This window comes from Methylomonas rapida (assembly GCF_024360925.2).
GTDB classification, from domain to species: domain Bacteria; phylum Pseudomonadota; class Gammaproteobacteria; order Methylococcales; family Methylomonadaceae; genus Methylomonas; species Methylomonas rapida.
Genome location: NZ_CP113517.1, coordinates 329,382 through 355,110, shown reverse-complemented (window position 1 = coordinate 355,110; position 25,729 = coordinate 329,382). Strand labels below are relative to the sequence as shown.

General features: G+C 53.8%; 24 protein-coding genes. 21 read left to right on the top strand and 3 right to left on the bottom strand.

The features are described from left to right. Positions 1-130: 130 nt before the first annotated feature. Positions 131-1,435 (bottom strand): sodium:proton antiporter NhaD, encoded by a 1,305-nt coding sequence (gene nhaD, locus NM686_RS01620; protein ID WP_407942379.1) that lies wholly within the window; start codon positions 1,433-1,435, stop codon positions 131-133. Positions 1,436-1,647: 212 nt separating this feature from the next. On the opposite strand from nhaD, the gene NM686_RS01615 reads away from it, so the two are divergent. Next, positions 1,648-3,300, top strand: coding sequence for a nitrite/sulfite reductase (locus NM686_RS01615; RefSeq protein WP_255190204.1), 1,653 nt, complete (start codon positions 1,648-1,650; stop codon positions 3,298-3,300). Beyond that, complete coding sequence (locus tag NM686_RS01610) at positions 3,287-3,742, top strand: DUF934 domain-containing protein (protein WP_255190203.1); 456 nt, start codon at positions 3,287-3,289, stop codon at positions 3,740-3,742. Before NM686_RS01615 ends, NM686_RS01610 begins: the two co-directional genes overlap by 14 nt. A gap of 168 nt (positions 3,743-3,910) precedes the next feature. Here the strand turns inward: NM686_RS01610 and NM686_RS01605 are convergent, their stop codons facing one another. Both NM686_RS01605 and NM686_RS01600 read right to left on the bottom strand, forming a co-directional pair. Then, entirely contained in the window at positions 3,911-5,272 is a 1,362-nt protein-coding gene (locus NM686_RS01605) for a S41 family peptidase (protein WP_329959159.1), read from the bottom strand. A gap of 38 nt (positions 5,273-5,310) precedes the next feature. Then, positions 5,311-6,549 (bottom strand): murein hydrolase activator EnvC family protein, encoded by a 1,239-nt coding sequence (locus tag NM686_RS01600; protein WP_255190202.1) that lies wholly within the window; start codon positions 6,547-6,549, stop codon positions 5,311-5,313. 375 nt (positions 6,550-6,924) lie between these two features. On the opposite strand from NM686_RS01600, the gene NM686_RS01595 reads away from it, so the two are divergent. From NM686_RS01595 to ftsA, 19 genes are all read left to right on the top strand, one after another. Further along, entirely contained in the window at positions 6,925-7,236 is a 312-nt protein-coding gene (locus tag NM686_RS01595) for an ArsR/SmtB family transcription factor (RefSeq protein WP_255190201.1), read from the top strand. Positions 7,237-7,268: 32 nt separating this feature from the next. Further along, positions 7,269-7,709 (top strand): rhodanese-like domain-containing protein, encoded by a 441-nt coding sequence (locus NM686_RS01590; RefSeq protein ID WP_255190200.1) that lies wholly within the window; start codon positions 7,269-7,271, stop codon positions 7,707-7,709. Positions 7,710-7,732: 23 nt separating this feature from the next. Beyond that, on the top strand, positions 7,733-8,200 hold the full coding sequence (gene secB / locus NM686_RS01585; protein ID WP_255190199.1) for a protein-export chaperone SecB: 468 nt from the start codon (positions 7,733-7,735) through the stop codon (positions 8,198-8,200). 5 nt (positions 8,201-8,205) lie between these two features. Next, positions 8,206-9,228, top strand: a complete 1,023-nt coding sequence (gene gpsA / locus NM686_RS01580; RefSeq protein ID WP_255190198.1) for an NAD(P)H-dependent glycerol-3-phosphate dehydrogenase — start codon at positions 8,206-8,208, stop codon at positions 9,226-9,228. A gap of 326 nt (positions 9,229-9,554) precedes the next feature. After that, a complete protein-coding gene (gene mraZ, locus NM686_RS01575) occupies positions 9,555-10,022 on the top strand; it encodes a division/cell wall cluster transcriptional repressor MraZ (protein WP_255190197.1) in 468 nt (155 codons plus the stop codon). A 5-nt stretch (positions 10,023-10,027) separates the two neighbouring features. Then, positions 10,028-10,957 (top strand): 16S rRNA (cytosine(1402)-N(4))-methyltransferase RsmH, encoded by a 930-nt coding sequence (gene rsmH / locus NM686_RS01570; RefSeq protein ID WP_269022891.1) that lies wholly within the window; start codon positions 10,028-10,030, stop codon positions 10,955-10,957. Further along, positions 10,957-11,229, top strand: a complete 273-nt coding sequence (gene ftsL / locus NM686_RS01565) for a cell division protein FtsL (protein WP_255190195.1) — start codon at positions 10,957-10,959, stop codon at positions 11,227-11,229. The genes rsmH and ftsL overlap by 1 nt, the downstream gene beginning before the upstream one ends. Further along, positions 11,230-12,954 (top strand): peptidoglycan D,D-transpeptidase FtsI family protein, encoded by a 1,725-nt coding sequence (locus NM686_RS01560; protein WP_255190194.1) that lies wholly within the window; start codon positions 11,230-11,232, stop codon positions 12,952-12,954. Beyond that, a complete protein-coding gene (locus tag NM686_RS01555; protein WP_269022226.1) occupies positions 12,951-14,420 on the top strand; it encodes a UDP-N-acetylmuramoyl-L-alanyl-D-glutamate--2,6-diaminopimelate ligase in 1,470 nt (489 codons plus the stop codon). The genes NM686_RS01560 and NM686_RS01555 overlap by 4 nt, the downstream gene beginning before the upstream one ends. Then, positions 14,411-15,778 (top strand): UDP-N-acetylmuramoyl-tripeptide--D-alanyl-D-alanine ligase, encoded by a 1,368-nt coding sequence (locus NM686_RS01550; RefSeq protein WP_255190192.1) that lies wholly within the window; start codon positions 14,411-14,413, stop codon positions 15,776-15,778. The genes NM686_RS01555 and NM686_RS01550 overlap by 10 nt, the downstream gene beginning before the upstream one ends. Continuing rightward, positions 15,779-16,861, top strand: coding sequence for a phospho-N-acetylmuramoyl-pentapeptide-transferase (gene mraY, locus NM686_RS01545; RefSeq protein WP_255190191.1), 1,083 nt, complete (start codon positions 15,779-15,781; stop codon positions 16,859-16,861). Positions 16,862-16,864: 3 nt separating this feature from the next. Next, complete coding sequence (gene murD / locus NM686_RS01540) at positions 16,865-18,232, top strand: UDP-N-acetylmuramoyl-L-alanine--D-glutamate ligase (protein ID WP_255190190.1); 1,368 nt, start codon at positions 16,865-16,867, stop codon at positions 18,230-18,232. After that, on the top strand, positions 18,232-19,398 hold the full coding sequence (gene ftsW, locus NM686_RS01535; protein WP_255190189.1) for a putative lipid II flippase FtsW: 1,167 nt from the start codon (positions 18,232-18,234) through the stop codon (positions 19,396-19,398). Before murD ends, ftsW begins: the two co-directional genes overlap by 1 nt. Continuing rightward, complete coding sequence (gene murG / locus NM686_RS01530; RefSeq protein ID WP_255190188.1) at positions 19,395-20,477, top strand: undecaprenyldiphospho-muramoylpentapeptide beta-N-acetylglucosaminyltransferase; 1,083 nt, start codon at positions 19,395-19,397, stop codon at positions 20,475-20,477. Before ftsW ends, murG begins: the two co-directional genes overlap by 4 nt. After that, positions 20,474-21,904, top strand: coding sequence for a UDP-N-acetylmuramate--L-alanine ligase (gene murC / locus NM686_RS01525; RefSeq protein WP_255190187.1), 1,431 nt, complete (start codon positions 20,474-20,476; stop codon positions 21,902-21,904). The genes murG and murC overlap by 4 nt, the downstream gene beginning before the upstream one ends. Next, positions 21,901-22,791: a UDP-N-acetylmuramate dehydrogenase gene (murB, locus tag NM686_RS01520; RefSeq protein WP_255190186.1), complete on the top strand. Its 891-nt coding sequence runs from the start codon at positions 21,901-21,903 to the stop codon at positions 22,789-22,791. The genes murC and murB overlap by 4 nt, the downstream gene beginning before the upstream one ends. Beyond that, positions 22,788-23,723: a D-alanine--D-alanine ligase gene (locus NM686_RS01515; RefSeq protein ID WP_255190185.1), complete on the top strand. Its 936-nt coding sequence runs from the start codon at positions 22,788-22,790 to the stop codon at positions 23,721-23,723. Before murB ends, NM686_RS01515 begins: the two co-directional genes overlap by 4 nt. A gap of 1 nt (position 23,724) precedes the next feature. Beyond that, a complete protein-coding gene (locus NM686_RS01510; protein ID WP_269022222.1) occupies positions 23,725-24,462 on the top strand; it encodes a cell division protein FtsQ/DivIB in 738 nt (245 codons plus the stop codon). Between the two features lie 24 nt (positions 24,463-24,486). Next, positions 24,487-25,713: a cell division protein FtsA gene (gene ftsA / locus NM686_RS01505; protein WP_255190183.1), complete on the top strand. Its 1,227-nt coding sequence runs from the start codon at positions 24,487-24,489 to the stop codon at positions 25,711-25,713. The last annotated feature ends 16 nt before the right edge of the window (positions 25,714-25,729 follow it).

Genomic DNA, 25,729 nt, shown 5'->3' with positions numbered 1-25,729 from the left:
CATGCTCCGCGTGGGAATGTAGACTGAACCGCTCTGCGGTTCGGGGGTACTAGAGCGTCCCTGAGCAGGTTCCCACGCGAAACATGGGAACCATAAGCGGAAGTTATTTCTGACGAAATCCTAAAGCGTTTTAGCCGTTGATCAGGTAGTGAACAAAAATGCTTGCAACGTAACCGGCCGCAATGACAGGTGTCCATTTCAAGTGGCTGAAGAAGGTATATTTGTGATTGGACTGCCCCATCAGCGCCACACCGGCTGCGGAGCCGATTGATAACATCGAACCGCCCACGCCCGCTGTCAGGGTCACCAGCAACCATTGGTACAGATCCATATCCACACCCATGTTCAACACCGCAAACATCACAGGGATATTATCGACAATCGCGGAGATCAAGCCTACCAGGATATTGGCAGTGGTAGCACCCAAGCCATCGTACATGCCTTGAGACATCAACTCCAGGTAACCAATATAGCCCAGACCGCCTACCGCAAAAACGACACCAAAGAAAAACAGCAAGGTATCCCATTCGGCATCTTTGACCTTGTTAAAAATGTCGAAACCGCTGCCTTGCACGCTGTAACGCACATGCAAGCTATAGCCATACAGCATCAACACCGACAAACCGAGCATCATGCCCATGAACGGCGGCAAATGCAGAAACTGCTTGAAACTAACAGCAGAGGCAATGGTCAAGCCGAACAAACCGCATATCACTAGCGCGCCCGGCTTCATCTCGACAGCCGCTTCATTGGTTGCTTTGGGTTGCTCATCGGGAACGGCCTGCCACATGAAGAATGCGGGCACCACATAGTTCACCACGGACGGAATGAACAACTTGAAGAAATCAAAAAATTCCGCATAACCAGCCTGCCAAACCATCAAGGTCGTGATGTCGCCGAACGGACAAAACGCACCACCGGCATTCGCCGCGATCACCAGATTGACAAAACCGATTGAAACGAATTTTTCATTGTCCGCACCAACAGCCAATACGACCGCGCCGACCAACAGCGCAGAAGTCAGGTTGTCGGCAACCGAAGACAGGAAGAAGGTAATGATACCGGTGATCCAGAACAGCTGCTTATAGCCAAACTGCTTCCTGATCATCCAGGAACGCAAGGCTTCGAATACGTTACGCTCGGCCATCGCATTGATGTAAGTCATCGCGACGAGCAGGAACAACATCAACTCGGCATATTCCTTCAAATCATGCTCGAAGGCTTTATGCAGTTCCTCGCCGGGAACACCGGCTTCTTGAGCCAAGATGGCCACATGCGCCCAGATAACGGCAGCGGCAAAAATGACCGGCTTGGATTTACGCAAATGGGTAAATTCCTCGGTCATTACGAAACCATAGGCCACCAAAAAGATCAGTACGGTATAAATACCCCGTTCGGTCCCAGTCATCCCTAGATTATGAAACTCTTCGGCCATGGCTATTTCCGGCAAAAACAGCAAGCCGGCCAAAATCAACAGTAAGCGCAACAAGATAACCCCCTCTACCTCTAAAGTTTTAGTCATTAATTAATGGTGAAAAAATCAGTTCGCCATGTTATCACCATACAATAATCTTTGTCATTTAAAGCCTGCCAGTATATTATTTCTGGCCTTATCAAATTCGTCCGTCAAGCACAAAACACGTCTAAATGTATCAATATAACGAGCAAGATCAAACGCTTATCGAAGAGCGCGTTAGCCAGTTCCGCGGCCAAACCGAGCGATTTCTGCACGGCGAACTCGGCCCTGATGAATTCAGAGCGCTACGCCTGATGAACGGCCTCTACATTCAAACCCATGCCCCCATGCTAAGGGTCGCGGTACCCTACGGCTTACTGTCATCCAAACAACTCAGGATGCTGGCCAAGGTCGCTCGTGACTATGATAAAGGTTATTGCCATTTCACGACCCGCCAAAACGTGCAATACAACTGGCCGGCACTGGAAAGAGTGCCCGATATTCTGGCCGATTTGGCAACCGTGCAAATGCATGCGATCCAAACCAGCGGCAACTGCTTGCGCAATACGACTTCGGATCATTTGGCCGGCGTTTGCGTCGATGAAATCGAAGACCCTCGCCCTTATTGCGAAATCATCCGCCAATGGACGACCCTGCACCCGGAGTTCGCTTATCTGCCTCGCAAGTTCAAGATTGCCGTCAGCGGCTCGGCACGGGACCGCGCGGCCGTGCAGCTTCATGACATAGGCGTTTATCTGGTGCGCAACGAACAAGGTGAAGTCGGCTTTAGAGTACTGGCGGGCGGCGGCCTGGGCCGAACACCCATCATCGGCCAAACCGTCAAGCCATTCCTGGAGAAAAAACATCTACTGTCTTATCTGGAAGCGATTCTGCGCGTCTACAACTTACTGGGCAGACGCGACAATAAATACAAGGCGCGCATCAAAATCCTGGTCAAGGAAACCGGCCTGGAAAAATTCACGGCTCTGGTGGAAGAGGAATGGCTGCGCATTCGAGACGACATGCTGCTAAGCGACGAACGCATTGAAGCGATGAAAACCTTCTTCACGCCGCCCGCCTACGACACCGCTGCGGCCGGTGACACCAGCTTTGCCGAGCGTCAGACTGCCGACGAGGCCTTTGCAAAATGGATCAAATACAACAGTGCCGACCACAGAGTGCCTGGTTATCGAGCCATTTTCGTTTCCTTGAAAGCACCGGATTCACCACCGGGCGACATTACGGCCGATCAACTGGATAATCTGGCTGACCTGGCTGATCAATACAGCTTCGGCGAAGCGCGCAGCACCCACAGGCAGAACCTGGTCCTGGCCGATGTCAAACAAGGCGATCTTTATGCCTTATGGCAAAAACTGGACGAGCTGAAACTGGCCACGCCCAACATTGGCACGGTAACAGACATGATTTGCTGCCCTGGCCTGGATTTTTGCTCGCTGGCCAATGCAAGCTCGATCGGTGTCGCCAAAGAAATCAACACCGCGCTAGACGACATGGACTACATCCACGACCTGGGCGACATCAAGATCAACATGTCCGGCTGCATGAACGGCTGCGCCCACCAAAGCGTCGGCCACATCGGCATCCTCGGCGTCGATAAGAAAGGCGAAGAGTGGTATCAAATCACGCTGGGCGGCTCATCGGAAAACGAAGCGGCAATTGGCGAGCGCCTGGGCCCGGCCGTATCCAAAGAAGACATCACCGACTCCATCACCCGGATTCTTGAAGTCTATGTGCAGCAACGCCTGGAAGACGAACCTTTCTTACAAACCGTAAACCGCGTCGGCCTCGAACCTTTTAGAGAAAAAGTCTATGCCAATCATTAAAGACCAGCAGATAACCGAAAACAACTGGACCTTTGTCGCCGACGATGCGCCGCTCGCCGGAGGCAATATCACCGTTACGCTCAAGCGCTGGCTCGAAGAAAAGGCCGCGCTTAAAAACCATGCGGGAAAAGTTGGCATCAGAATCGCGCCGCTTGACTCAACCGCCAATCTGACGCAAGAAGATTGGAGCCATATCAGCCTGGTCGAACTGGAGTTTCCGGCCTTCACCGACGGCCGCCTGTTCTCTGCCGCGCAACTACTCAGAAGCCGTGATGGCTACCGGGGCGAAATCCGCGCCGTCGGAAATTTCATCAGCGATCAAGTGTTTTACTTGCACCGCGTTGGGGTGGACACTTTTGAATTTGCCGAAACAAAAGATTGCGAACGCGCCTTGAAGGCCTTGAACGATTTCTCTGTCCGCTACCAAGCCTCGATCAACTAGGTTAGTTGCAATACCTGTCCGGTTGATCGGCAATATCGCACGCATAAAAAACCGGCCGATGAAATGTTCATCGGCCGGTTTTTTTGCTTTACGGTCTACGCAAAAATGACAGCCCGCATGACTCCACGCTAAACCGCGGGAGTCATGACCTCACCCATGGGCAATGCGTCATTTGGTCTTCCAAATACTAACGCCTTTCAACAAATTCAAGGCCTCATGTAGCGGATAATCACGCACGTCGATATCCGGCCCCGTTTCGTCACTGTTCTTATCCAGCGTCTCTTTTTCGTCGTCCTTGCCATCGTCCTCAGACTTTTTGTCCTGCTTGTTGCCGTTGGTCAAATGGCCCGACAAATCCGCTTCCTTGATCCCTTCAACCTGCGCCTTTTCCAAAGCCTCCAATTTGACTCGTGCCAGCGTCACATCGGGCTCGATACCCTCAGCCTGAATGGAACGCCCGGATGGCGTGAAATAGCGCGCGGTGGTCAATTTGACCGCGGCCCCATTGCTGGTCGGCAGAATGGTTTGCACCGACCCTTTGCCAAATGATTTTTCACCCATGATGATGGCACGCTTATGATCCTGCAACGCGCCGGCGACGATTTCGGACGCCGACGCAGAGCCCCCGTTGATCAAGACCACGATCGGTGCGCCATTCAGCACGTCATCCGGCGTTGCATTGAAACGCATTTCGGAATTCTTGATTCGCCCCTCGGTATAGACAATCAGGCCAGACTCGATGAAGGCATCGCTGACATCGACAGCAGCATTCAACACACCGCCAGGATTGTTACGCAAATCCAGCACTATTCCCTTCAACGGAGAATCATTTTCCTTTTTCAGCTCGGCAATCGCCTCAAGCAAGCCTTCACCGGTACCGGACTGAAAACTGCTGATTCTGACATAGCCGTAGTTTTTCTCTAGCAAGCGACTTTTAACGCTTTTGACCTTGATAATGTCACGCGTGATTTCAAACTTTAGCGGGGCTTCCGCACCCTCCCGAACGACGGTCAATACAATTTTGCTGCCAGGTTCGCCACGCATCATTTTGACGGCCTCGGCCAGAGACATTCCTTTTACGGGCTTATCGTCGAGGCGCACGATCAAATCCCCGGCCTTGATACCCGCCTTGTGCGCAGGAGTATCGTCTATCGGAGAAACGACTTTGACAAAGCCGTTCTCCATGCCTACCTCAATACCCAAGCCACCGAACTGACCAGTGGTACCTTCTTGCAGCTCCTTGTATTCCTCGCTCGCCAGATAAGCCGAATGCGGATCCAAACCAGACAACATGCCGCGAATCGCATCCTCCAGCAGCTTTTTGTCCGACACTTGCTCAACATAGTCTTGCTTGATGCGGCCAAAAATTTCGGTAAAAGTCCGGAGCTCCTCAAATGGCAAGGTTTGCGCATCCTCTACTCCCGCCGACAGCGGGGAATCTTTTTCCGCCAGCACGCTACTGCATAAACTGACCATCGCGCCCAGACAAAAGCCAAGCAATAAAATCAAAATATTCGTTTTTTTCCGCATGTGTTTTAAAACTCCAACAACCCGTTTCCTAGTTTAAATTAACCCTTACCCAACTTACGACACCATTTCTCCGGATCAACCGCCCTGCCCTTATTGCGAATGCCGAAATAAAGTGCTGCTTGCGACCGTCCGCCACTGCGTCCTACCGAAGCCAAAGCCTCCCCCGCCCTGACATAATCGCCCACGCTTTTACGCAGACTTTGATTGAACGCATACAAGCTCATATAGCCTTTGCCATGATCCACAATGATCATCAAACCATAACCACGCAACCAATCGGCATAAACAACGCGCCCAGCGGCAACCGCGCGAATGTCGGCGCCTTCGCTCGCGCCGATCACCGTGCCATCCCATGTGGTTTCGAATCGCCGACTACCGAACCGCTCGACGATGGCTCCCTGCACCGGCCATGGTAACTGGCCTTGCAATTCGGCAAAGGCTTTCCCTGATTGAATGACTTTTGGAGGTTCATCAAGTTTCTTGGACGAAACCGGCGAAGGCTTTTGCGCTGAGATAACCCGTTTTTTTTCAATGGCCGGCTCTGGCGGAGGTGCTTGCACCGCATTATCATCAGATTTGGGCAATGATGCCAGCAAGGTTTCTAATTTTTTCTCATCGTGAATCAGGTGAGCCAACTCTCCTTGCTTGGCGGCGTGCTCTTCATTCAGTTTCGCCAATAGTTTTTCGCGCTGCACCTTGAGCGCCTGCAGTGCGTCGGTTTCTTGCTGTTTCTTTTCCAGTGCCACCTGCAACAATTGCGTCTCGGTATCCTTTTGCGACTCCAATTGTTTCAAACTTTTGACATCGTCTCGTATGGCCTGCAGTTTCCGTAGCCTGGCTTTGCTGATGTAATCGTAATAAACCAGCATCCGCCCGGATAAGGCAGGGTCGCGTTGATTAAGCAACACATTCAAACCTTCCTTGTCACCCATGGCATAAGCCGATTTGACCAGCCCCTCCAAACTGCGCCGCTGTTCCTGCAAATTTTTTTGCGTAACGCCGATTTTGCCCCTAACTTCTTCAAGCACCTGCTCTTGCTGCTTGATTTCGACTTTGATCGCCGTCAGTGCATTGACCTGCTCCCCAAACTGTTTTTCGAGTCTGCGCAATTCTTCGATTTGCCCAGACTTTTCGAGCGCGAGCTTTTTAACATCTGCGCCAACCCGCTGAATCTTGGCTTGCACATCGGCCAGTTCGCGCGCATTGCCGGCATCAACCGCGAATACGGCTGGACTGATACCGACACAGACGATCCAAAAACAGGCGCCAAGTTTCATTACTAGCCAATCAAACAGAGAATGTTAGCGACTTGGAGTCTCTTACGGCTAAAATCCTCGGCATGCAAGCCAAAGCCATCAAGTAGCCGAAACACAATAGGCTTGATCCCGTTAGTCATAGTCGTTTTTAGACTCTATAAAGTTTTTGTGAATGCTGTTTCCGCCCACAAGATCGATTCGCCCGGCATGGCGCAAACCTGGCAATCCATGCCTATCTATTGATCATTAAAGCCCACTCTGTTAGATTTGGCGATCTTTTGCGACAACTCAAGCCAATTTTCATTGGCTTAGATTACCATTATACAGTAGGCGTATTTTGGCGCAGCGTGAAAATAGCGCCACTTAAGGGCGCCTTGATCATCTTAGACGGGCTATATGGAAGACAACGACGATCACATACTATATGACGACACCGACATCAATCGAGCTTCACGCTGCTTAAAAGCCATGTCGCATCCGTTAAGGTTGAAGATATTATGCGTACTGGGCGACAAATCGATTAGCGTCCAAGACATAGTCGAACAGGTAGGCACCAGTCAAAGCAATATCTCTCAACATTTGGCCATACTAAGAGACAAGGGCATCCTGGATTTCAAAAAAGACGCCAATCGGGTTTTTTACTATATCGACGACAAGCGCGTGATAAACCTGATTCAAATGATGCGAACGGTTTTCTGCGAAAGCTGACTTTTCCCCAAAATTGACTGATTAAATTTACGATGGATCAATATATCGAATTTGCCACCAACCATTACCTGCTTTCTTTTTCGCTGGTTTGCGTCATATTCCTGTTAATACAGGATTTGTTATCGAACTCTTTCAATAGCTACGAAAGCATTTCACCCCTGATCGCCGTCACCAAAATGAATGACGACAGAACTCACGTGATCGATGTCAGGGAACCCAATGAATTTCTCAAAAGCCATATCGAAAACGCCATCAACATCCCATTAGGCAAGCTTGAAGAAAAATTACCCACGCTGGAAAAATACAAAACCCATCCGGTTATCGTAACCTGCCAAACCGGCGCGCGTTCCGTGCCCGCATGCAAAACATTGACCAAGGCCGGCTTTGAACAAGTGTTCAACATGACCGGGGGCATGCAGTCTTGGGAAGACAACAAGCTCCCTATCAAAATCAGCAGCAAAAACAAAGACTAACCTTAAAAAATCCAACTTTAGACATGTCAGAAACCAATACAGCCAACGAAAAGCAATTTGCGATTCAAAAGATTTATACCAAGGACATTTCATTTGAAACCCCCAACTCTCCCAAGGTATTCACGCAAAAATGGGAACCCGCGCTTGACCTGAACCTGGGCACTCACGTCGAACCTTTAGAGAACTCGATGTATGAAGTCGCGCTATCCATTACGGTGACGGTAAAAATCGGCGATACCGTTGCCTACCTAGTTGAAATCAAACAAGCAGGCATCTTCACCATTGCCGGTTTCTCCGAACAGGAAATGGGGCCGATGCTGGGTAGTTTCTGCCCTAACATTTTGTTTCCCTATGCCCGCGAAGTCATATCAGACCTGGTCAGCAAAGGCGGCTTCCCTCAACTGATACTGGCCCCGGTGAACTTCGACGCTCTGTACATGCAACATCTACAACAAGCTCAACAAAGCCCGGAAGCCAAAACGCTCAACTAACGGCCATGCCCCGAACACTTAGCGTGCTAGGCGCTGGCTCCTGGGGTACCGCGCTAGCCATACAAGCAGCGCGGAACGGTTGCCAAACCATGCTTTGGGGGCACAATCCGCAACAAGCAAATTTATTGCAACAAACACGCGAAAACGCGCGCTACCTGCCCGGTATCAAACTTCCGGACAACCTAACGGTAAGCGGAAACCTGCAAGAGTGCCTAAACTTTAGCACATTGCTGCTGGTGTCCGTCCCCAGCCATGCGTTCAAGACAACCCTGGAAAACATCAAACCCTTCCTGAGTCCAAGTTCGCGGATTGCCTGGGCCACCAAAGGCTTTGACAGCCATAACGGGGCCTTACTCAGCAGCGTCGCGGCGTCGGTACTTGGCAATCAGGCCTTAACAGCCGTCCTATCCGGGCCGACATTCGCCCGCGAAGTGGCCGACGGCCTGCCGACCGCCATTACCGTAGCCTCCACGTCAAACCAGTTTGCGACCGAAGTCGCTTCCATTCTGCACAATCAATGTTTTAGAGCCTATACCAGCAACGACATTATCGGCGTCCAAGTCGGTGGTGCTTGTAAAAACGTACTCGCCATTGCCGCGGGCATCGCCGATGGCCTAGGTTTCGGCGCCAACACGCGCGCCGCCCTGATCACCCGCGGCCTGACAGAAATCATGCGCTTGGGCGCCAGGCTAGGCGGCCACCCGGATACCTTCATGGGATTGGCCGGACTGGGAGACTTGATCCTGACCTGCACCGACAACCAATCGCGAAACAGACGCTTCGGCCTGGCGCTAGGCCAAGGGAAAAGCAAGGATGCAGCGCTTGCAGAAATCGCCCAGTCGGTCGAAGGCATATCTGCGGCCCGGGAAGCCTATCTCCTCGCGCAAAAACATCACGTTGAAATGCCCATCACCGAGCAGGTTTACCAAGTACTTTTCAACAATCTAGCCCCTCGGCAAGCGGTACACAACCTGCTTGCGCGCGAGCAAAAACCTGAAACCCAACCCCTTATAGCCTCCCACGCCTAGCCATCGCCTGCAAAGCGATTGAAACACCACATCCAAACCGCATCAAACCTCCGCACGGACAGACTTTTTCCTGCAAACACAACACATCCCCTGAACTTAGTCACAGACCACATCAATAGTATTTATTAAGCGCCTGATAAAAATAAACTTTATTTTTCGTAAGAAATTCACACCCACCCTCATGACCCACTCATCGTAAGTCATTGTAGGAAAAGAAAGAATTTAAGCAACAGACTCTTGACTAAGCCTCTATTGAAAACTATAGTGGTGCAAAAATGAGGTAAAGTGGCTAAAAAGGGATTTTTTCAGATTATTTGGGGCAGCTCTTGTTTAGAGGCATAAGTGCAATCAATTTGGATGCGAAAGGGCGCATTGCAATTCCGACCCGTTATCGGGAGGAATTACAAGAATGCTGCGAGCGGCAAATGGTTGTAACCGTAGCCGTGAATGACAAATGTGTTGGCGAACCAGGTTGCCTGTGGCTCTATCCGTTGCCGGAATGGGAAAAACTGGAACAGACGATTAGCAAATTACCCACCCTCAACAAAATGGCCGGCAAACTTCGCCGTTTTGTGATTGGCCATGCCAGCGAATGCGAAATGGACGCCCAAGGACGCTTGTTGCTTCCCGAGAAATTGCGCGAATACGCCGGCATGGAAAAGCATATTTTCCTGGTTGGACAATTGAACAAATTTGAAATCTGGAGCGACAGCGCCTGGCAAGCAAAAGAACAAGAATGGCTGGACGGTAGCGACACCGAGGGCTTGGAAGAACTGGGCACATTGTCGTTTTGATGACCATGCCATCGCATCAGGCCGTTTTATACGAAGAGGCTCTCGACAGCCTGCAAATAAAACCCGATGGCATTTATGTCGACGGAACGTTTGGCCGCGGCGGACATAGCTCGGGTATTTTGCAACACCTGGGAGAATCCGGCCGATTAATCGCGCTCGACCGGGACATCGAAGCCATAACCAGCGATCAAGCCAAGCGACTGTCGACTGACAAACGTTTCAGCCTTCGCCACGCTTGTTTCGCCGAACTGGCCAGTGTAGTGGAGCAATTGGGCTATCAAGGCCGAGTCAACGGCGTTTTACTGGACTTAGGCGTGTCATCGCCGCAACTAGACACCGCCGAACGCGGATTCAGTTTCTTACGCAACGGCCCGTTGGATATGCGCATGGACACCCATCGAGGCAAAACCGCCGCGCAGTATCTGGCCGAAGTCGAAGAACAGGATTTGGTTCGCGTGCTTTTTGAATATGGCGAAGAACGTTTTGCCAGGCGCATAGCCAGGGCTATTGTGCAACGCCGCCAACAGCAAGCATTACAAACGACGCAAGAGCTAGCGAAATTGATCGAAGACAGCGTACCGTTTCGGGACAAGCACAAACATCCCGCAACGCGCGCGTTTCAAGCAGTTCGAATTGAAATCAATCAGGAACTGGAACAGATCAAAGCCGCCTTGTCGCAGGCGCTTCAAGTTCTGGCTCCCGGCGGACGACTCGTCGTCATTTCCTTTCATTCGCTGGAAGACCGAATCGTGAAACGCTTTATCCGGGATGAATCCGGACGCAAACATAATCCGGGCAAACTGCCGGTGAGAGAACAAGACATTGCCCAGGGGCAACTAAAGAAAGTGGGTAGATCGATACGCGCGCAAGCACAGGAACTGCAACAAAATCCGAGAGCCCGTAGCGCGATCATGCGCGTGGCCGAGAAGATTTAATGGCTGCGGTTAGAAACATCCTACTAAGCATTTTGATTGCGATGCTCATGTTATCGGCCATAGCGGTGATTTACAGCAAATACCAATCGCGGCAGTTATTCATTGAAATTCAGAAAAAAGAGAAGCAGCTGGAGGATTACGAAGTTGAATGGGGGCGTTTGCAATTGGAACTGACAACGCTAACCGAAGAAAACCGGGTGGAAATCGAGGCCAGAAGCCGGCTGATGCTGACCTTGCCCGCCCAAAACGAAATTGTTTACATCAAACCGTAAATGCGAATTTCTACAGGCGTCAAACGCAGCACGCAGACAGCATTGGATTTTCCCATCAGACGCAAATTGTTGATGGGCACGATGCTGGCCGGAATGATGGCATTGACCATGCGTGCCTTGTATTTACAGGTGCTTGACAAGGAATTTCTGCAAGACAAGGGCGACTTGCAGCACGTCGGCATTGTCGACGTGCCGGCCTATCGCGGACAGATCAAGGATCGCAATGGCGAACCACTGGCCATCAGCACGCCGGTCCAGTCCATCTGGCTGAATACGCGTCAACTCAAAGACGACGAGCGAGAAAAACTCGCGCAAATGGCGAAGATTTTGGGCATGTCCGACAAGGACCTGCAGGCTTTTTTGAAAAAAGAAGCGGGCAAGCGCTTCGTTTATGTCAAGCGTCAAATCAATCCGGATTTGGCGGAAAAAGTTAAGGCATTGGAAATTACCGGGGTTTATTTCGAAAAGGCGTTCAAGCGCTATTATCCTGCCGGCGCCACCGCAGGTCACTTGCTGGGTTTTACCAACATCGACGACATCGGCCAGGAAGGCATGGAGCATGGCTATAACCACATTCTGCGCGGCAAACCCGGCAAAAAACGCGTGATCAAAGACGGCAAGGGCCACATCATCAAGGACGTGGAAAACATCGAAGAAGCCATTCCCGGCCAGGATTTGATGCTGACGATAGACGAGCGCATTCAATATCTGGCCTATCGCGAACTGCAAGCCGCCGTGCTGAAGCACAAGGCCCATTCGGCATCGCTGGTGGTGCTGGACGCCCAAAATGGCGATGTCCTGGCTTCCGTCAGCCAACCGGCTTTCAATCCGAACAATCGCAAGGAATTGCGTAGCGACCGCTACCGCAATCGCGCCATGGTCGACAGCTTCGAACCCGGTTCGACCGTGAAACCCTTCGTCGTTGCGGCGGCTTTGGACGGAGGCTATGTAGACCCGAACGTGCTGATCGAAACCCACGGCGTTTATCACGTAGGCCGGAATGTCGTAAAGGACATACATAACTATGGCACGATGGACTTGACGCTGGTCTTGCAAAAATCCAGCAACATCGCAGTCACCAAACTGGCGATGACCATGCCGCCGGAATATTTTTGGGGCGTTTACAGCAACCTGGGTTTTGGTTCATCCGCCGGCGTGGGCTTCCCCGGCGAAGCCAGCGGCTCGCTGCTGGATTATCAAGGCTGGCACGAGTTTGATCAGGCGATTTTATCCTTCGGTTATGGCGTATCGACATCGATATTACAGCTGGCCAGAGCCTATACCGCCATCGCCGATGACGGCATCGTGCATTCGGTTTCGTTGTTGAAACGGGACGAAGACCCAGACGCCCGCCGAGTCTTCAAACCGGAAACCGCTCAACGCGTCCGCAGCATGATGGAGCACGTGATCAGCAAGGAAGGTACGGCTTATCAGGCCAGGGTTGAAGGTTATCGCGTGGCCGGCAAGACCGGTACCGTGAAGAAAACCTCGGCCACCGGAGGCTACACCCAAGACAAATATCTTTCGGTATTCGTGGGCATGGCGCCTGCCAGCAACCCGCGTTTCGTGATTGCGATAGTCGTTGACGAACCCACCACGGGCCAATACTACGGTGGCCTGGTGGCCGCACCGGCATTCTCGAAAGTCATGGCCGGAATTTTACGCATTTACGGCGTCGAGCCCGATGGCCTCGATACCATGCCCTTATTATTGACCAGACAATGAACTTGAAGCAGTTACTGAAAGGCATCGCTGAGATCGACACCGATATTGAGGTCGGCGGCCTGTGTCTGGACAGTAGAAAGTTGAAAATGGGCGAAGTGTTCATCGCCTTGAACGGCGCCTTGCAGCATGGCATGGCTCATGCTAGACAGGCCATTGAAAACGGCGCCTCTGCGATCATTTACGATCCGGCTGGAATGGATAACCCAGCCCAACCAGCGTTTCCCGTACCCGCGATCGCCATCACAAACTTGGCGCAACAGTTGGGCGAGCTGGCGGCGCGATTTTATGCCCATCCTTCGCGCCAGGTCGATTTGATCGGCATCACCGGCACCAATGGCAAAACCACCTGCAGCCAACTGATCGCGCAGGCCTTACCCGATTGCGGCATCATCGGCACCTTGGGCTGGGGCGAGCCGGGAAATCTGAATGCCACACTGAACACGACACCGGATGCGCTGGCCGTACAACACATATTGAGAACCCTGGTCGATCAAGGTAAGCGCGCCATCGCGATGGAAGTATCATCACACGGTCTGGAGCAAGGCCGGGTGAATGGCGTTGACTTTAAAGGCGCGGTATTTACCAACCTGAGTCGCGACCATCTGGACTATCACGGCGACATGCGGGCCTATCTGCAAGCCAAACTGACCTTGTTCGGTAATCCCGCCTTGCAGTTTGCTGTGATCAATCTGGATGATGAAGCCGCCCCGCAAGTATTGGCGACTTTGTCTGAAAGCGTGGTCCGCTGGACCTTCAGCACATCGGGCCGCCACATGCAAGGCGCCCAATGCCTGACCGCGAACAATGTCCGACACGATCATGCCGGCATCAGTTTCGATGTCCACTGGGGCGAACGATCCGCTCGCGCCCACACGGCAGTCGTTGGCGCGTTCAATGTGCAAAACGTCATGACCGTTTTATGCGTGTTATTGGCAATGGATTGGCCATTCGATAAAGCCATCGCGCAATTGGCGCATTTAAAGCCCGTGATCGGCCGCATGGAAAAATTTGGCGGGCAAAACCAGCCTTTGGTGATCGTGGATTACGCCCATACGCCCGATGCCTTGGAAAAGATCTTGCAGGCCGCGCGCGGCAACGGCCAATTATGGGTCGTATTCGGCTGCGGCGGCGACCGCGATAAAGGCAAACGCCCAGAAATGGGCCGCATCGCCGAAAAGCATGCCGATCACGTCATCATCACCGACGACAACCCGCGTAGCGAAGCGTCGGAAACGATTATCGCCGACATTTTGGCCGGTTGTTCCAGCGACAACGTCAGCGCCATCGGCGACAGAAACATAGCCATAACAACAGCGATACGCCAAGCAGGCAAAAACGATTGCGTCGTGATCGCCGGCAAAGGCCATGAAAGCTATCAAGAAACCAACGGCGTCAAAATCCCCTTCAGCGATCAGGCCGTGGCGCAACAGGCATTAGCACAATGGAGTCCGAAATCATGCAGCTAAAGCTCAGCGAAATCGCAGCGGCCATCAACGGTAAGCTCATCGGCAATGATGCCACGGTCAACGGCGTCAGCATCGACACCCGCACCCTGCAACCGGGCAACCTCTATATTGCCATCAAAGGTAAGCAATTCGACGGCCATGATTTTGTCGATACGGCCGAACAAGCCGGAGCTGCGGCATTATTGGCTTCTCGTACCGTCAACAGCGGCCTGCCGCAAATCATCGTGAACGACAGCCATTTGGCCCTAGCCGAATTGGCCGGCTATTGGCGTCGGCGCCTGCCGGTCAAAGTTGCGGGCGTCACCGGCAGCAATGGCAAAACCACGGTCAAGGAAATGATTGCGGCGATATTCGCCACCCAAGGCGAGACCTTATTCACGCAGGGCAATTTGAATAACGACATAGGCGTGCCTCTGACATTGTTGAAATTGACCGAACATCATCGTTACGCCGTCATCGAAATGGGCGCTAATCATCCGGGTGAAATCGCTTACACCAGCCGTTATGCGCAAGCCGATGTCAGCGTCATCACCAACATCGGCCCGGCCCATATCGAAGGCTTCGGCAGCATCGCCGGCGTCGCCAACACCAAGGCCGAGATCATCGAAAGCTTGGGGCCTGACGGCATTGCCGTTTTGAATCGGGACGATGCCTTTTTTGATTTTTGGCAGGCCGAAAAAGTCGGTCAACGTAAAAGCGTCAGCTTCGGCTTTGCTGCCTCCGCCGACGTTCGAGCGGAGAACATCAATACCCATCTGGACCCACAAGGTTTCAACACCGGTTTTGACTTGGTTACCTGCAACGGCCGCATAGCCATACGCTTGATGCTAGCCGGCGAGCACAACGTCAAAAACGCGCTGGCCGCGGCGGCAGTGGCATTGCAATTCGGCATCGTCCTGGAGGACATCAAAAGCGGTCTGGAACGCATGCAGCCGGTAACGGGCCGCATGCAAGCCTTGCACGGCCGCAAAGGCAATATCGTCATCGACGACACCTATAACGCCAATCCAGCCTCGCTGCGCGCCGCCCTGGAAGCCATCAGCCAGTGCGAACAACCAATCTGGCTGGCGATGGGCGCTTTCGGAGAATTAGGCAGCGACAGCCAAACCATTCACGCCGAGATGGGCACGATGATCAGGTCACTACGAGTACAACGCCTGTTCGCAACCGGTGAACTGGCCAGGCAAACCGTAAACGGCTTCGGCGACAACGGGCAATTTTTCGAATCCCAAGAACAATTAATCAACGCCTTGCAACAAGCAATTACCGGTAAGGAAATCGTATTAGTGAAAGGCTCGCGTTCACAAAAAATGGAAAACGTGGTCGCGGCCCTGGTAGACAACTTTAGAGCGACATAAATGTTACTTTTACTCGCAGATTATTTGATCAGCATAGACAGTGGCTTCAGGGTGCTGAATTATCTGACCTTTCGCGCCATTCTGGGCGTACTGACCGCATTGACCATCTCGCTGGCCTTCGGCCCGCTGATGATAGAAAAGCTGACCCGAAAAAAAATCGGCCAGAGCGTGCGTAACGACGGCCCGCAGAGCCATTTTTCCAAATCAGGCACCCCGACGATGGGCGGCACGATGATCCTGTTTGCCATCGCGATCAGCACACTGTTATGCGCCGATTTGAGCAATCGCTATATCTGGGTGGTGTTATTGGTGACCCTGGCCCATGGCGTAATCGGTTTCATCGACGATTACAAGAAAGTGCTGCTCGGCAATAGCGACGGCTTGTCGGCCAGAGCCAAATATTTCTGGCAATCGGTAGTTGCCGCCGGCGCTGCGATTTATCTTTTTAAGACCGCGCAAGTCCCCGCGGAAACCCAATTCATCGTGCCGTTTTTCAAGAATGTCACGTTAGACATGAATTGGGGCTACGTCATTTTGACCTATTTCGTCATCGTCGGCTCCAGCAACGCCGTCAACCTGACCGACGGTCTGGACGGCCTGGCGATCATGCCGACCGTGATGATCGCCGCGGCGCTGGCCATTTTTGCCTACCTGTCCGGCCACGCCAATTTTTCGCAATACCTGCAGATCCCGCACATTCCCAAATCCGGCGAACTGGTGGTGTTTTGCGCGGCCCTGATCGGTTCCGGCCTGGGCTTTTTATGGTTCAACGCCTACCCGGCCATGGTCTTCATGGGCGATGTCGGTGCATTGGCTTTGGGCGCCGCCCTGGGCGTCGTCGCCGTGTTGGTTCGTCAAGAGATCGTGCTGGTCATCATGGGCGGCATTTTCGTGATGGAAACCATTTCGGTGATCATCCAGGTCGCATCGTACAAAACCCGCAAGAAACGTGTGTTTCTGATGGCGCCGATACATCACCACTATGAGCTGAAGGGCTGGCCGGAACCTCGCATCATCGTGCGATTCTGGATCATTTCGGTGATTTTGGTACTGATTGGCCTGGCCACCTTGAAACTGAGATAGCTCATGGATACCACCCCCACCTTGCTCAGCAATCTGCAAGCTCATTTCAAGCTGGACCCTGCCGAAACGCGTCTATTGATCGTCGGCCTGGGGGCAACCGGTTATTCGGCCGCGCAATTCTTGCAGCAAACGCCGATCAAGTTCGCCGTGATCGACAGCCGTCGCAATCCGCCGCAAATCGATAGCCTGCGCGAGCAAATGCCCGACGTACCGGTTTTTTCCGGCGGTTTCGATCAATCGGCTTTTGAGGTGGCCACGCATTTGTTGGTCAGCCCCGGCGTTTCCCTGAACGAAAAAGCCATACACAAAGCCATGCAGGCCGGCGTTACGATCCTGAGCGACATCGATCTCTTCGCTTGCGCCACCGACAAGCCCATCCTCGCGGTTACGGGTTCAAACGGCAAGAGCACTGTCACGACGATGCTGGGCGACATGGGCAACGCCGCGGGTTTCAAAACCGCGATCGGTGGCAACCTTGGCACGCCTGCCCTGGATTTGCTGCAGCAAGACGCCGATCTTTATGTGCTGGAACTGTCGAGCTTTCAACTGGAACGCACCACCGCGCTGAACGCCAAAGCCGCGACCGTATTGAATTTGAGCGCAGATCACCTCGACCGCCACGACAGCATGACGGATTATGCCCAGGAAAAACAACGCGTCTTCCGCGGTGACGGCGCGATGATACTGAATGTCGACGACCCATTGGTCATGGCCATGAAAGATCCCGCCAGAACCTGGTTTGGATTTTCGATCGAACGGCAAGCCGATTTTTATTTGAGACGCGGCGAAATCGATCAGTTGATGCACGGTGACCACGTCTTGATGAATGCCGACGAACTGAATCTGGAAGGCAGCCATAACATCGCCAACGCACTGGCGGCACTGGCGCTTGGCCATGCTTTCGGCCTGGATGTCAACGCCATGTGCCGGGCGTTGAAAAAATTCAAGGGCTTGCCGCATCGCATGCAGAAAGTCGCCGACATTCACGGCGTGCGCTGGGTCAACGACTCCAAGGCCACCAACATAGGCGCCTCTATTGCCGCGTTGCAAGGCTATCGGCGCAAGGTCATCCTGATTGCCGGCGGCGACGGCAAAGGCGCGGACATGACCGAATTGACGCCTATCGTGAAAGAAAAAACCAAAGCCGTCGTGTTGATGGGCAAGGATGCGGCCTTGATCGATCAAGCGCTAAAGGGATGCGTTCCGACCCATTTCGCCGGCACTATGAAAGAAGCGGTCAAGATCGCGGCCAAACTGGCGCAAGCCGGGGACAGCGTGTTGCTGTCTCCGGCTTGCGCCAGTTTGGACCAATATAAGAGTTACGCCGACCGCGGCAACCAATTCGCGCAAGCCGTGCTGGAGTTAAGCTGATGTCCGTACCCAGCCCCAAAATACGCCCAAGCCATCGCTTCCATATCGACCAAGCCTTGTTGACGGCCTGTTTGTGCCTGCTCGGCATAGGCTTTGTGATGGTGGCTTCGTCATCCATGCACTTGGGCGTCAAAATGGCGGACGACGTTTCCTATTACCCCTTCAAACAGCTGATCCACATCATTCTGGGCCTGATGTTTGCGGCCTTCATGCTGGCTGTGCCGATGAAGCATTGGCAGCGTCTCGGCCAACCTTTGTTCATCGCCGGCTTGGCGTTGCTGCTGATCGTGTTGATCCCAGGCGTCGGCGTCAAGGTCAACGGCAGTACGCGCTGGATATCCTTGCTGGGCCTCAGGATTCAAGTTTCCGAAGTGATGAAGTTCATTTCGGTGGTTTACATGGCGGGCTATATTACCCGGCATAACGAGCATGTCCGTCGATCGCTGTTTGGTTTGGTGCGGCCGTTGATGCTGTTTTCGGTGGCCTGCATCCTGTTGCTGCTGGAACCCGATTTCGGTTCCGCGGTGGTCATCCTGATCATCGCGATGGGCATGATGTTTTTGGGCGGCGCGCGTCTGTCGCCGTTTGTATTTCTGGTGGCCCTGGTGTCTTCGGCCGCGGCTATCTTGGCTTACACCTCCCCTTACCGCTTGAAACGCATTACCAGTTTCGTCGATCCCTGGGAACACGCCCGGGACAGCGGCTATCAGTTGACCCAGGCCCTGATTTCCTTTGGTCGCGGCGAAGTGTCGGGCGTTGGGCTCGGCAATGGTCTGCAGAAATTGTTTTATTTACCGGAAGCGCATACCGACTTTTTGTTTTCGGTACTCGGTGAAGAACTCGGCCTGGTTGGCGTCGTTTTAGTCATCGCCTTGTTCACGACATTGGTTCTGCGTGGCTTTGCCATTGGCGAGCAAGCCGAAATGGCCGGCGAAAAATTTTCCGCACTGGTGGCTTACGGCCTCGCCATCTGGTTCGGCTTTCAGGCCTTCGTCAACATGGGCGTCAACATGGGCATTTTGCCCACCAAGGGTTTGACCCTGCCGCTGATGAGCTACGGCGGCGGCAGCATGATCATCATGTGCGGCGCGATAGCGGTGCTGTTTCGGATTCATTATGAAGTGACGGAACTGCATAAGAGCAACGTCAAGGGCAGAACGCGATGAAGGGCCGTATCGTGATCATGGCCGGCGGCACCGGCGGCCACGTGTTTCCAGCCCTGGCGGTGGCCGAAGAAATGCGCGCGCGCGGCTGGCAAGTCAGCTGGCTGGGCACGCGCAAGGGCTTGGAAGCGCGGGTAGTTCCGGCTCACGGCCTGGACATCGATTGGCTATCGGTGGAAGGTATACGTGGTAAAGGCTTGCTGTCGAAGCTGATTGCGGCGTTCCGGCTGTTTCAAGCCTGCATACAGGCACGGCGCATCTTGAAACAACGCCAGCCCGATGTGGTTCTCGGCATGGGCGGCTTCGTCGCTGGTCCGGGCGGCTTGATGGCGAAATCGCTGGGCATCCCGCTGGTCGTGCATGAACAAAACCGTGTTCCAGGCACGACCAATCGCTGGCTAGTGAAACTGGCCGCCACCAAAGTACTGGAAGCATTTCCGGGCAGTTTTCCGGCTTCCACGCACGCGATGTTCACCGGCAACCCGCTACGCGAAGCGTTCATCGATCTGAGCGAACGCAGCGAATGGCGGCCCGATTCCGCGCGACCTTTGAGAATATTGGTGTTGGGCGGCAGCCAAGGCGCCAAAGTATTGAACGATAATGTACCGGAAGCTTTGGCCGGCCTGCCCAACCTGGTCATCAAGCATCAAACGGGAAGCGCCATGCGCACCGAGGTTGCCGAGCATTATCAAACCTTGGGCGCGGACGCGGAAGTATTGGCGTTCATCGATGACATGGCAGCGGCCTATCATTGGGCCGACTTGATCGTTTGCCGCGCGGGCGCGATGACGATCAGCGAAGTAGCCGCCAGCGGCCTGCCCGCCATTTTCGTCCCCTTGTTGCATGCAATAGACGACCATCAGAGCGCCAATGCCCGCTATTTGAGCGAGGCCGGCGCCGCCCTGCTCTTGCCGCAACCCGAATTGAATGCAGTGAATCTGCAAAAAGCCATAAGACAAGTCATGACCCAGTTACCCGCAATGAGCCAAGCCGCAAAAGCCAAGGCCAAACTCGACGCCACCCAAACCGTTGCCAATGTCTGCGCGGCATTTGCAGGCCAAAAGCGCGAGGCAAGCCGATGAACAGACCGAATATCCACCCCGCGCAAGCACTCGGCAACGTCGATAAGATCCATTTCGTCGGCATCGGCGGCACCGGCATGAGCGGCATCGCCGAAGTTCTCTGCAATTTGGGTTACCACGTTTCGGGTTCCGACATCAAGGCTTCGCCGGTGACCGACCGCTTGCAGGCCATGGGCGTCAAGGTTTATTTCGAACACGCGGCCAGCAATGTCGTCGATGTCGACGTCGTGGTCACCTCGACCGCCGTCGATCGCAGCAATCCTGAAATCACCCGCGCTTACGAAAACCGCATCCCGGTGATTCCACGCGCCGAAATGCTGGCGGAACTGATGCGTTTTCGTTTTGGTATCGCGGTAGCCGGCACGCACGGCAAAACCACGACGACCAGCCTGACCACGATGATGCTGGCCGAAGGCGGCCTGGACCCTACTTTCGTGATCGGCGGCCGCCTCAACAGCGCCGGCGCCAATGCCAAACTGGGCCTGGGCAAATATCTGGTGGCCGAAGCCGATGAGAGCGACGCCTCGTTTTTGTTTTTGCAACCGATGATGGCCATCGTCACCAACATCGATCAGGACCATATGGAAACCTATGGTGGCAGTTATGAGCGACTGAAGGACACCTTCATCAAATTCCTGCATCAGTTACCGTTTTACGGTTTGGCGGTACTCTGTATCGACGATCCGGGGGTTTGCGACGTACTGCCGAACATTTCCAAGCCGGTGAAAACCTACGGCGTCAAATCCTACGCCGATGTTCGCGCCGTCGACATCCAGCAGGACGGCTTGCGCACTCATTTCACCGTACTGCGCTGGGGCGATTTGCCGCCATTAAAAGTGACGTTGAATCTGCCGGGCTGGCACAATATGCTGAACGCGCTGGCCGCGATCACCGTTGCCACGTCCTTGGGCGTGGATGACGCCGCCATCGTCAAGAGCCTGTCCGAATTCAAGGGCGTCGGCCGACGCTTCCAGATCAACGGCGATCTGGATTTCGACGGCGGCAAGCTGACCCTGGTCGATGACTACGGCCATCACCCCCGCGAGCTGGCGGCTACGCTGGAAGCCCTGCGTCAGGCCTGGCCCAGCCGCCGCAAGGTCGTGGTCTTCCAGCCGCATCGTTACACGCGTACTCGCGACTTGTTCGAAGACTTCGTCGAGGTCTTGTCCAGCGTCGATGTCTTGATTTTATTGGACGTTTATCCCGCGGGAGAAACGCCGATTGCCGGCGCCGACGGCAAGGCCCTGAGCCGCTCCATTCGGGTACGCGGTCAGGTCGATCCGATATTCGTGCAGAATCGCGACGACTTGGTGACCATCCTGACGGGCATCGTCAAGAAAGATGATGTGGTTTTGACCATGGGCGCCGGCAACGTCGGCCAAATCGCCGCCGAATTACCGCTTAAACTGCGGGAGGCCTTGTCATGAGTACCGCCACGAAACTCCGCGGAACTTTGCTGCACAACGAGCCGCTGGCCAAATACACCAGCTGGCGCGTCGGTGGTCCGGCCGAGCGCATGTATATTCCGGAAGACAAAGCCGACCTGATCGATTTCATCGCTGGCTTGCCCGAGCATGAATCCGTGCATTGGATCGGCCTGGGCAGCAATTTATTGGTGCGCGATGGCGGCATACGCGGCACGGTGATCAACACCCGTAACCGTCTGAAAAACATGTATTTGATGGATTCGGACCGTGTCTACGTCGAAGCCGGCGTACCTTGCGCCCATGTCGCCCGATTTTGCAGCGATTTGGGGCTGACCGGCGCGGAGTTTCTGGCCGGCATCCCCGGCACCATGGGTGGCGCGCTAAAGATGAATGCCGGTGCCTTCGGCGGCGAAACCTGGAGCATCGTGGCCAGCGTCGAAATGATCAATGCGCACGGGCATGTGACCGAACGCGGCAAACACGAATTCGAAGTCGCCTACCGCTCGGTGAAAGGTCTGGAAGCCGAATGGTTTTTATCGGCCCAACTGAAGCTGCAAAAAGGCAATAGCGAAGCCAGCCAGCAACACATCAAGGCCTTGTTGGAAAAACGCAATGCCACCCAGCCGACCAATAAACCCACCTGCGGTTCGGTCTTCAAGAATCCGCCCGGCGATTATGCCGCGCGCTTGATCGAAGCCTGTGGTTTGAAAGGCTATCAAATCGGCGGCGCCGTGGTGTCGGAAAAACACGCCAATTTCATCGAAAATCAGGGCCATGCCACGGCGGCCGACATCGAAACCCTGATCGAACATATACAACAACAGGTACGCAAGCAATTTGGGGTCGATTTGCAAACCGAGGTTTGCCGGGCAGGTGAAAACGCATGAAAGCATTGACAGTAAAACAGGCTGCCGATTTCGGCAGGGTCGCGGTATTGATGGGCGGTTCAGCCGCCGAACGTGAAATTTCCCTGCGTAGCGGCAACGCGGTTTATCAGGCGCTGATCAGCCAAGGCATCGATGCCGTTGCGGTAGACGTGACCGGCAGCCCCATCGAGGCTTTAGCGAAATTTGAAATCGACCGCGTATTCAACGTCATTCATGGCCGCGGCGGCGAAGACGGTGTTTTGCAAGCCGTATTGGAAGTGTTGGGCTTGCCATATACCGGTTCCGGCGTACTGGCCTCGGCCTTGAGCATGGACAAGTTGCGCACCAAGTTGTGCTGGCAGGGCATGGGGCTAGCCACGCCGAAATGGTTTGTGCTGCAATCGGAACAGGATGTGGACGCCTGCATCGCCCAGCTGGGTTTTCCGGTCATCGTCAAGCCGGCTCAGGAAGGCTCCAGCATCGGCATGAGCAAGGCCAATGACCGGAATGAATTGATTGCAGCCTTGCGACTGGCCCAGCAATACCATTGCGATGTCTATGCCGAGCAATGGGTACAGGGCCGGGAATATACTGTAGCGATTCTGGCCGGCGAAGCGTTGCCCGCCATCCGCCTGCAAACACCTAACGTGTTTTACGATTTCGACGCCAAATACCGCGCCAATACCACGCAATACCATTGCCCTTGCGGCTTGGATGCGGAACGCGAGCAACAATTGCAGGCGCTGGCCTTGAAAGCCTGCGAAGGTTTGAGTGTCAAGGGTTGGGCGCGCGTCGATGCTTTCATCGACGACAACGACTGTGTGCAGCTGATCGAAGTCAACACGGTGCCCGGCATGACCGATCACAGTTTGGTGCCGATGGCGGCAAAAGCCGCCGGCGTGAATTTCAACGAATTGGTCTGGCGCATCCTGGAAACCAGCATGGTGGCTTAAGGTGTCGCGTTTGAAGTTGATCGTCTTCGGTCTGCTGGCACTGGTGGGCGCTTGGTATGGCTGGCAACTGTTCGATAGCCGGGATGCCATCAGCAAACCGATACGTTATGTGAAAATCGAGGGCGCATTTCAGTACACCGACAAGGACAAACTGAAACAGGTATTGACGCCGGAGATGAAAAAAGGCTTTTACCACGCGGACATGGAGAATATCCATCGTCTGATCAGTGGACTGCCGCTGGTGGAAAAGGTGGATGTAAAACGGGTGTGGCCGGATGCGGTTCACATCAAGATCGTCGAACAAAAACCCATCGTACGCTGGGGGACTAACGCCTTATTGAACAAGCAAGGCGATATATTGATACCGGATAATATCGATGCTTTTAAAAACCTGCCGCTGATTACGGGCCCCGAGGGGCAAGAAAAAAAATTGCTAGAAATCATGAAAGGCGTATACATCGTATTACGGGACAAATCGATGCAACTGGCCGAATTCCACGTCAACGAGCGACGGGCGTGGCGCATCAAGCTGGCCAGCGGCCTAGAGATGCACTTGGGCAGAAAGGCGCCGCTGGAGAACATGCAACGCTTCTTGCAGACCATGGATTTACTCGGTGACGAACAAATAGCCATGATGGCCAGTGTCGATACCCGTTACCCGAACGGCTACGCGGTGACCTGGAAACCGGAAGCGACTGCGGTCGATTGGAAAGCAATCGCACAAAAGAATAAAACCTGATTTAAACGCTTATAGAGCACAAAAATGGCCAAAAAGACAGATCGAAATTTATTAGTGGGGTTGGACATAGGCACGTCCAAAGTGGCCGCCATCGTGGGCGAATACCGCGGCGGCGACGAGATCGAAGTGATCGGTATTGGTACCGCGCCTTCCAAAGGCTTGAAAAAAGGCATCGTGGTCAATCTGGAATCCACCGTGCATTCCATTCAACGCGCGATCGAGGAAGCCGAATTGATGGCCGGCTGCCAGATCAAATCCGTGTTTGCCGGCATTGCGGGCAGTCACATCAAAAGCCTGAATTCGCACGGCATCGTCGCGATCAAGGAAAAAGAAGTCACCCAGCACGACATCGATAGAGTCATCGATTCGGCGCGTGCCGTGGCGATTCCGGCCGATCAGAAGATCCTGCACATCCTGCCGCAGGAATTCGTGATCGACCAGCAGGAAGGCATCAAGGAACCTATCGGCATGTCCGGCATCCGCCTGGAGGCCAAGGTGCACATGGTCACCAGCAGCGTCAGCGCCGAGCAGAACATCGTCAAATGCATCCGCAAATGCGGGCTGGATGTCGACGACATCGTGCTAGAGCAACTGGCCTCGTGCTCTGCGGTACTCACCGACGATGAAAAAGACTTGGGCGTTTGCCTGATCGACATCGGCGGCGGCACCACGGACATCGCGATATTTTCCGAAGGCGCCATCAAGCACACGGCGGTAATTCCCATCGCCGGCGATCAAGTCACCAACGACATCGCCGTGGCGTTACGAACACCGACCAAAAATGCAGAGGAGATCAAACGTCAGCACGCCTGTGCGCTGACGGAATTGGCCGATCCTCAACATATGATCGACGTACCCAGCATTGGCGACCGCGAACCACGCAAAATTTCCGCGCAGAATCTGGCGGAAATCATAGAACCGCGTTATGAAGAATTGATGTTGCTGGTGCAAGCAGAATTAAGACGAAGTGGTTACGAAGATCTGATCGCCGCTGGAATGGTCATCACCGGTGGGAGTTCGCAGGTAAGAGGATTGACGGAGCTGGCGGAGGAAATCTTCCACATGCCTGTTCGCATGGGGACACCGCTGCATGTGTCCGGTCTGACCGATGTAGCACAAAACCCGATTTATTCGACCGCAGTAGGTTTGCTGATCTATGGCAAGGACCATCATGGTCGCGCCTTGGGTCTGACTGACGACGGCGCAAATCTGTGGTCGACAATCAAAAACTGGTTTCAAGGTAATTTTTAACATTTATAATGTGTGT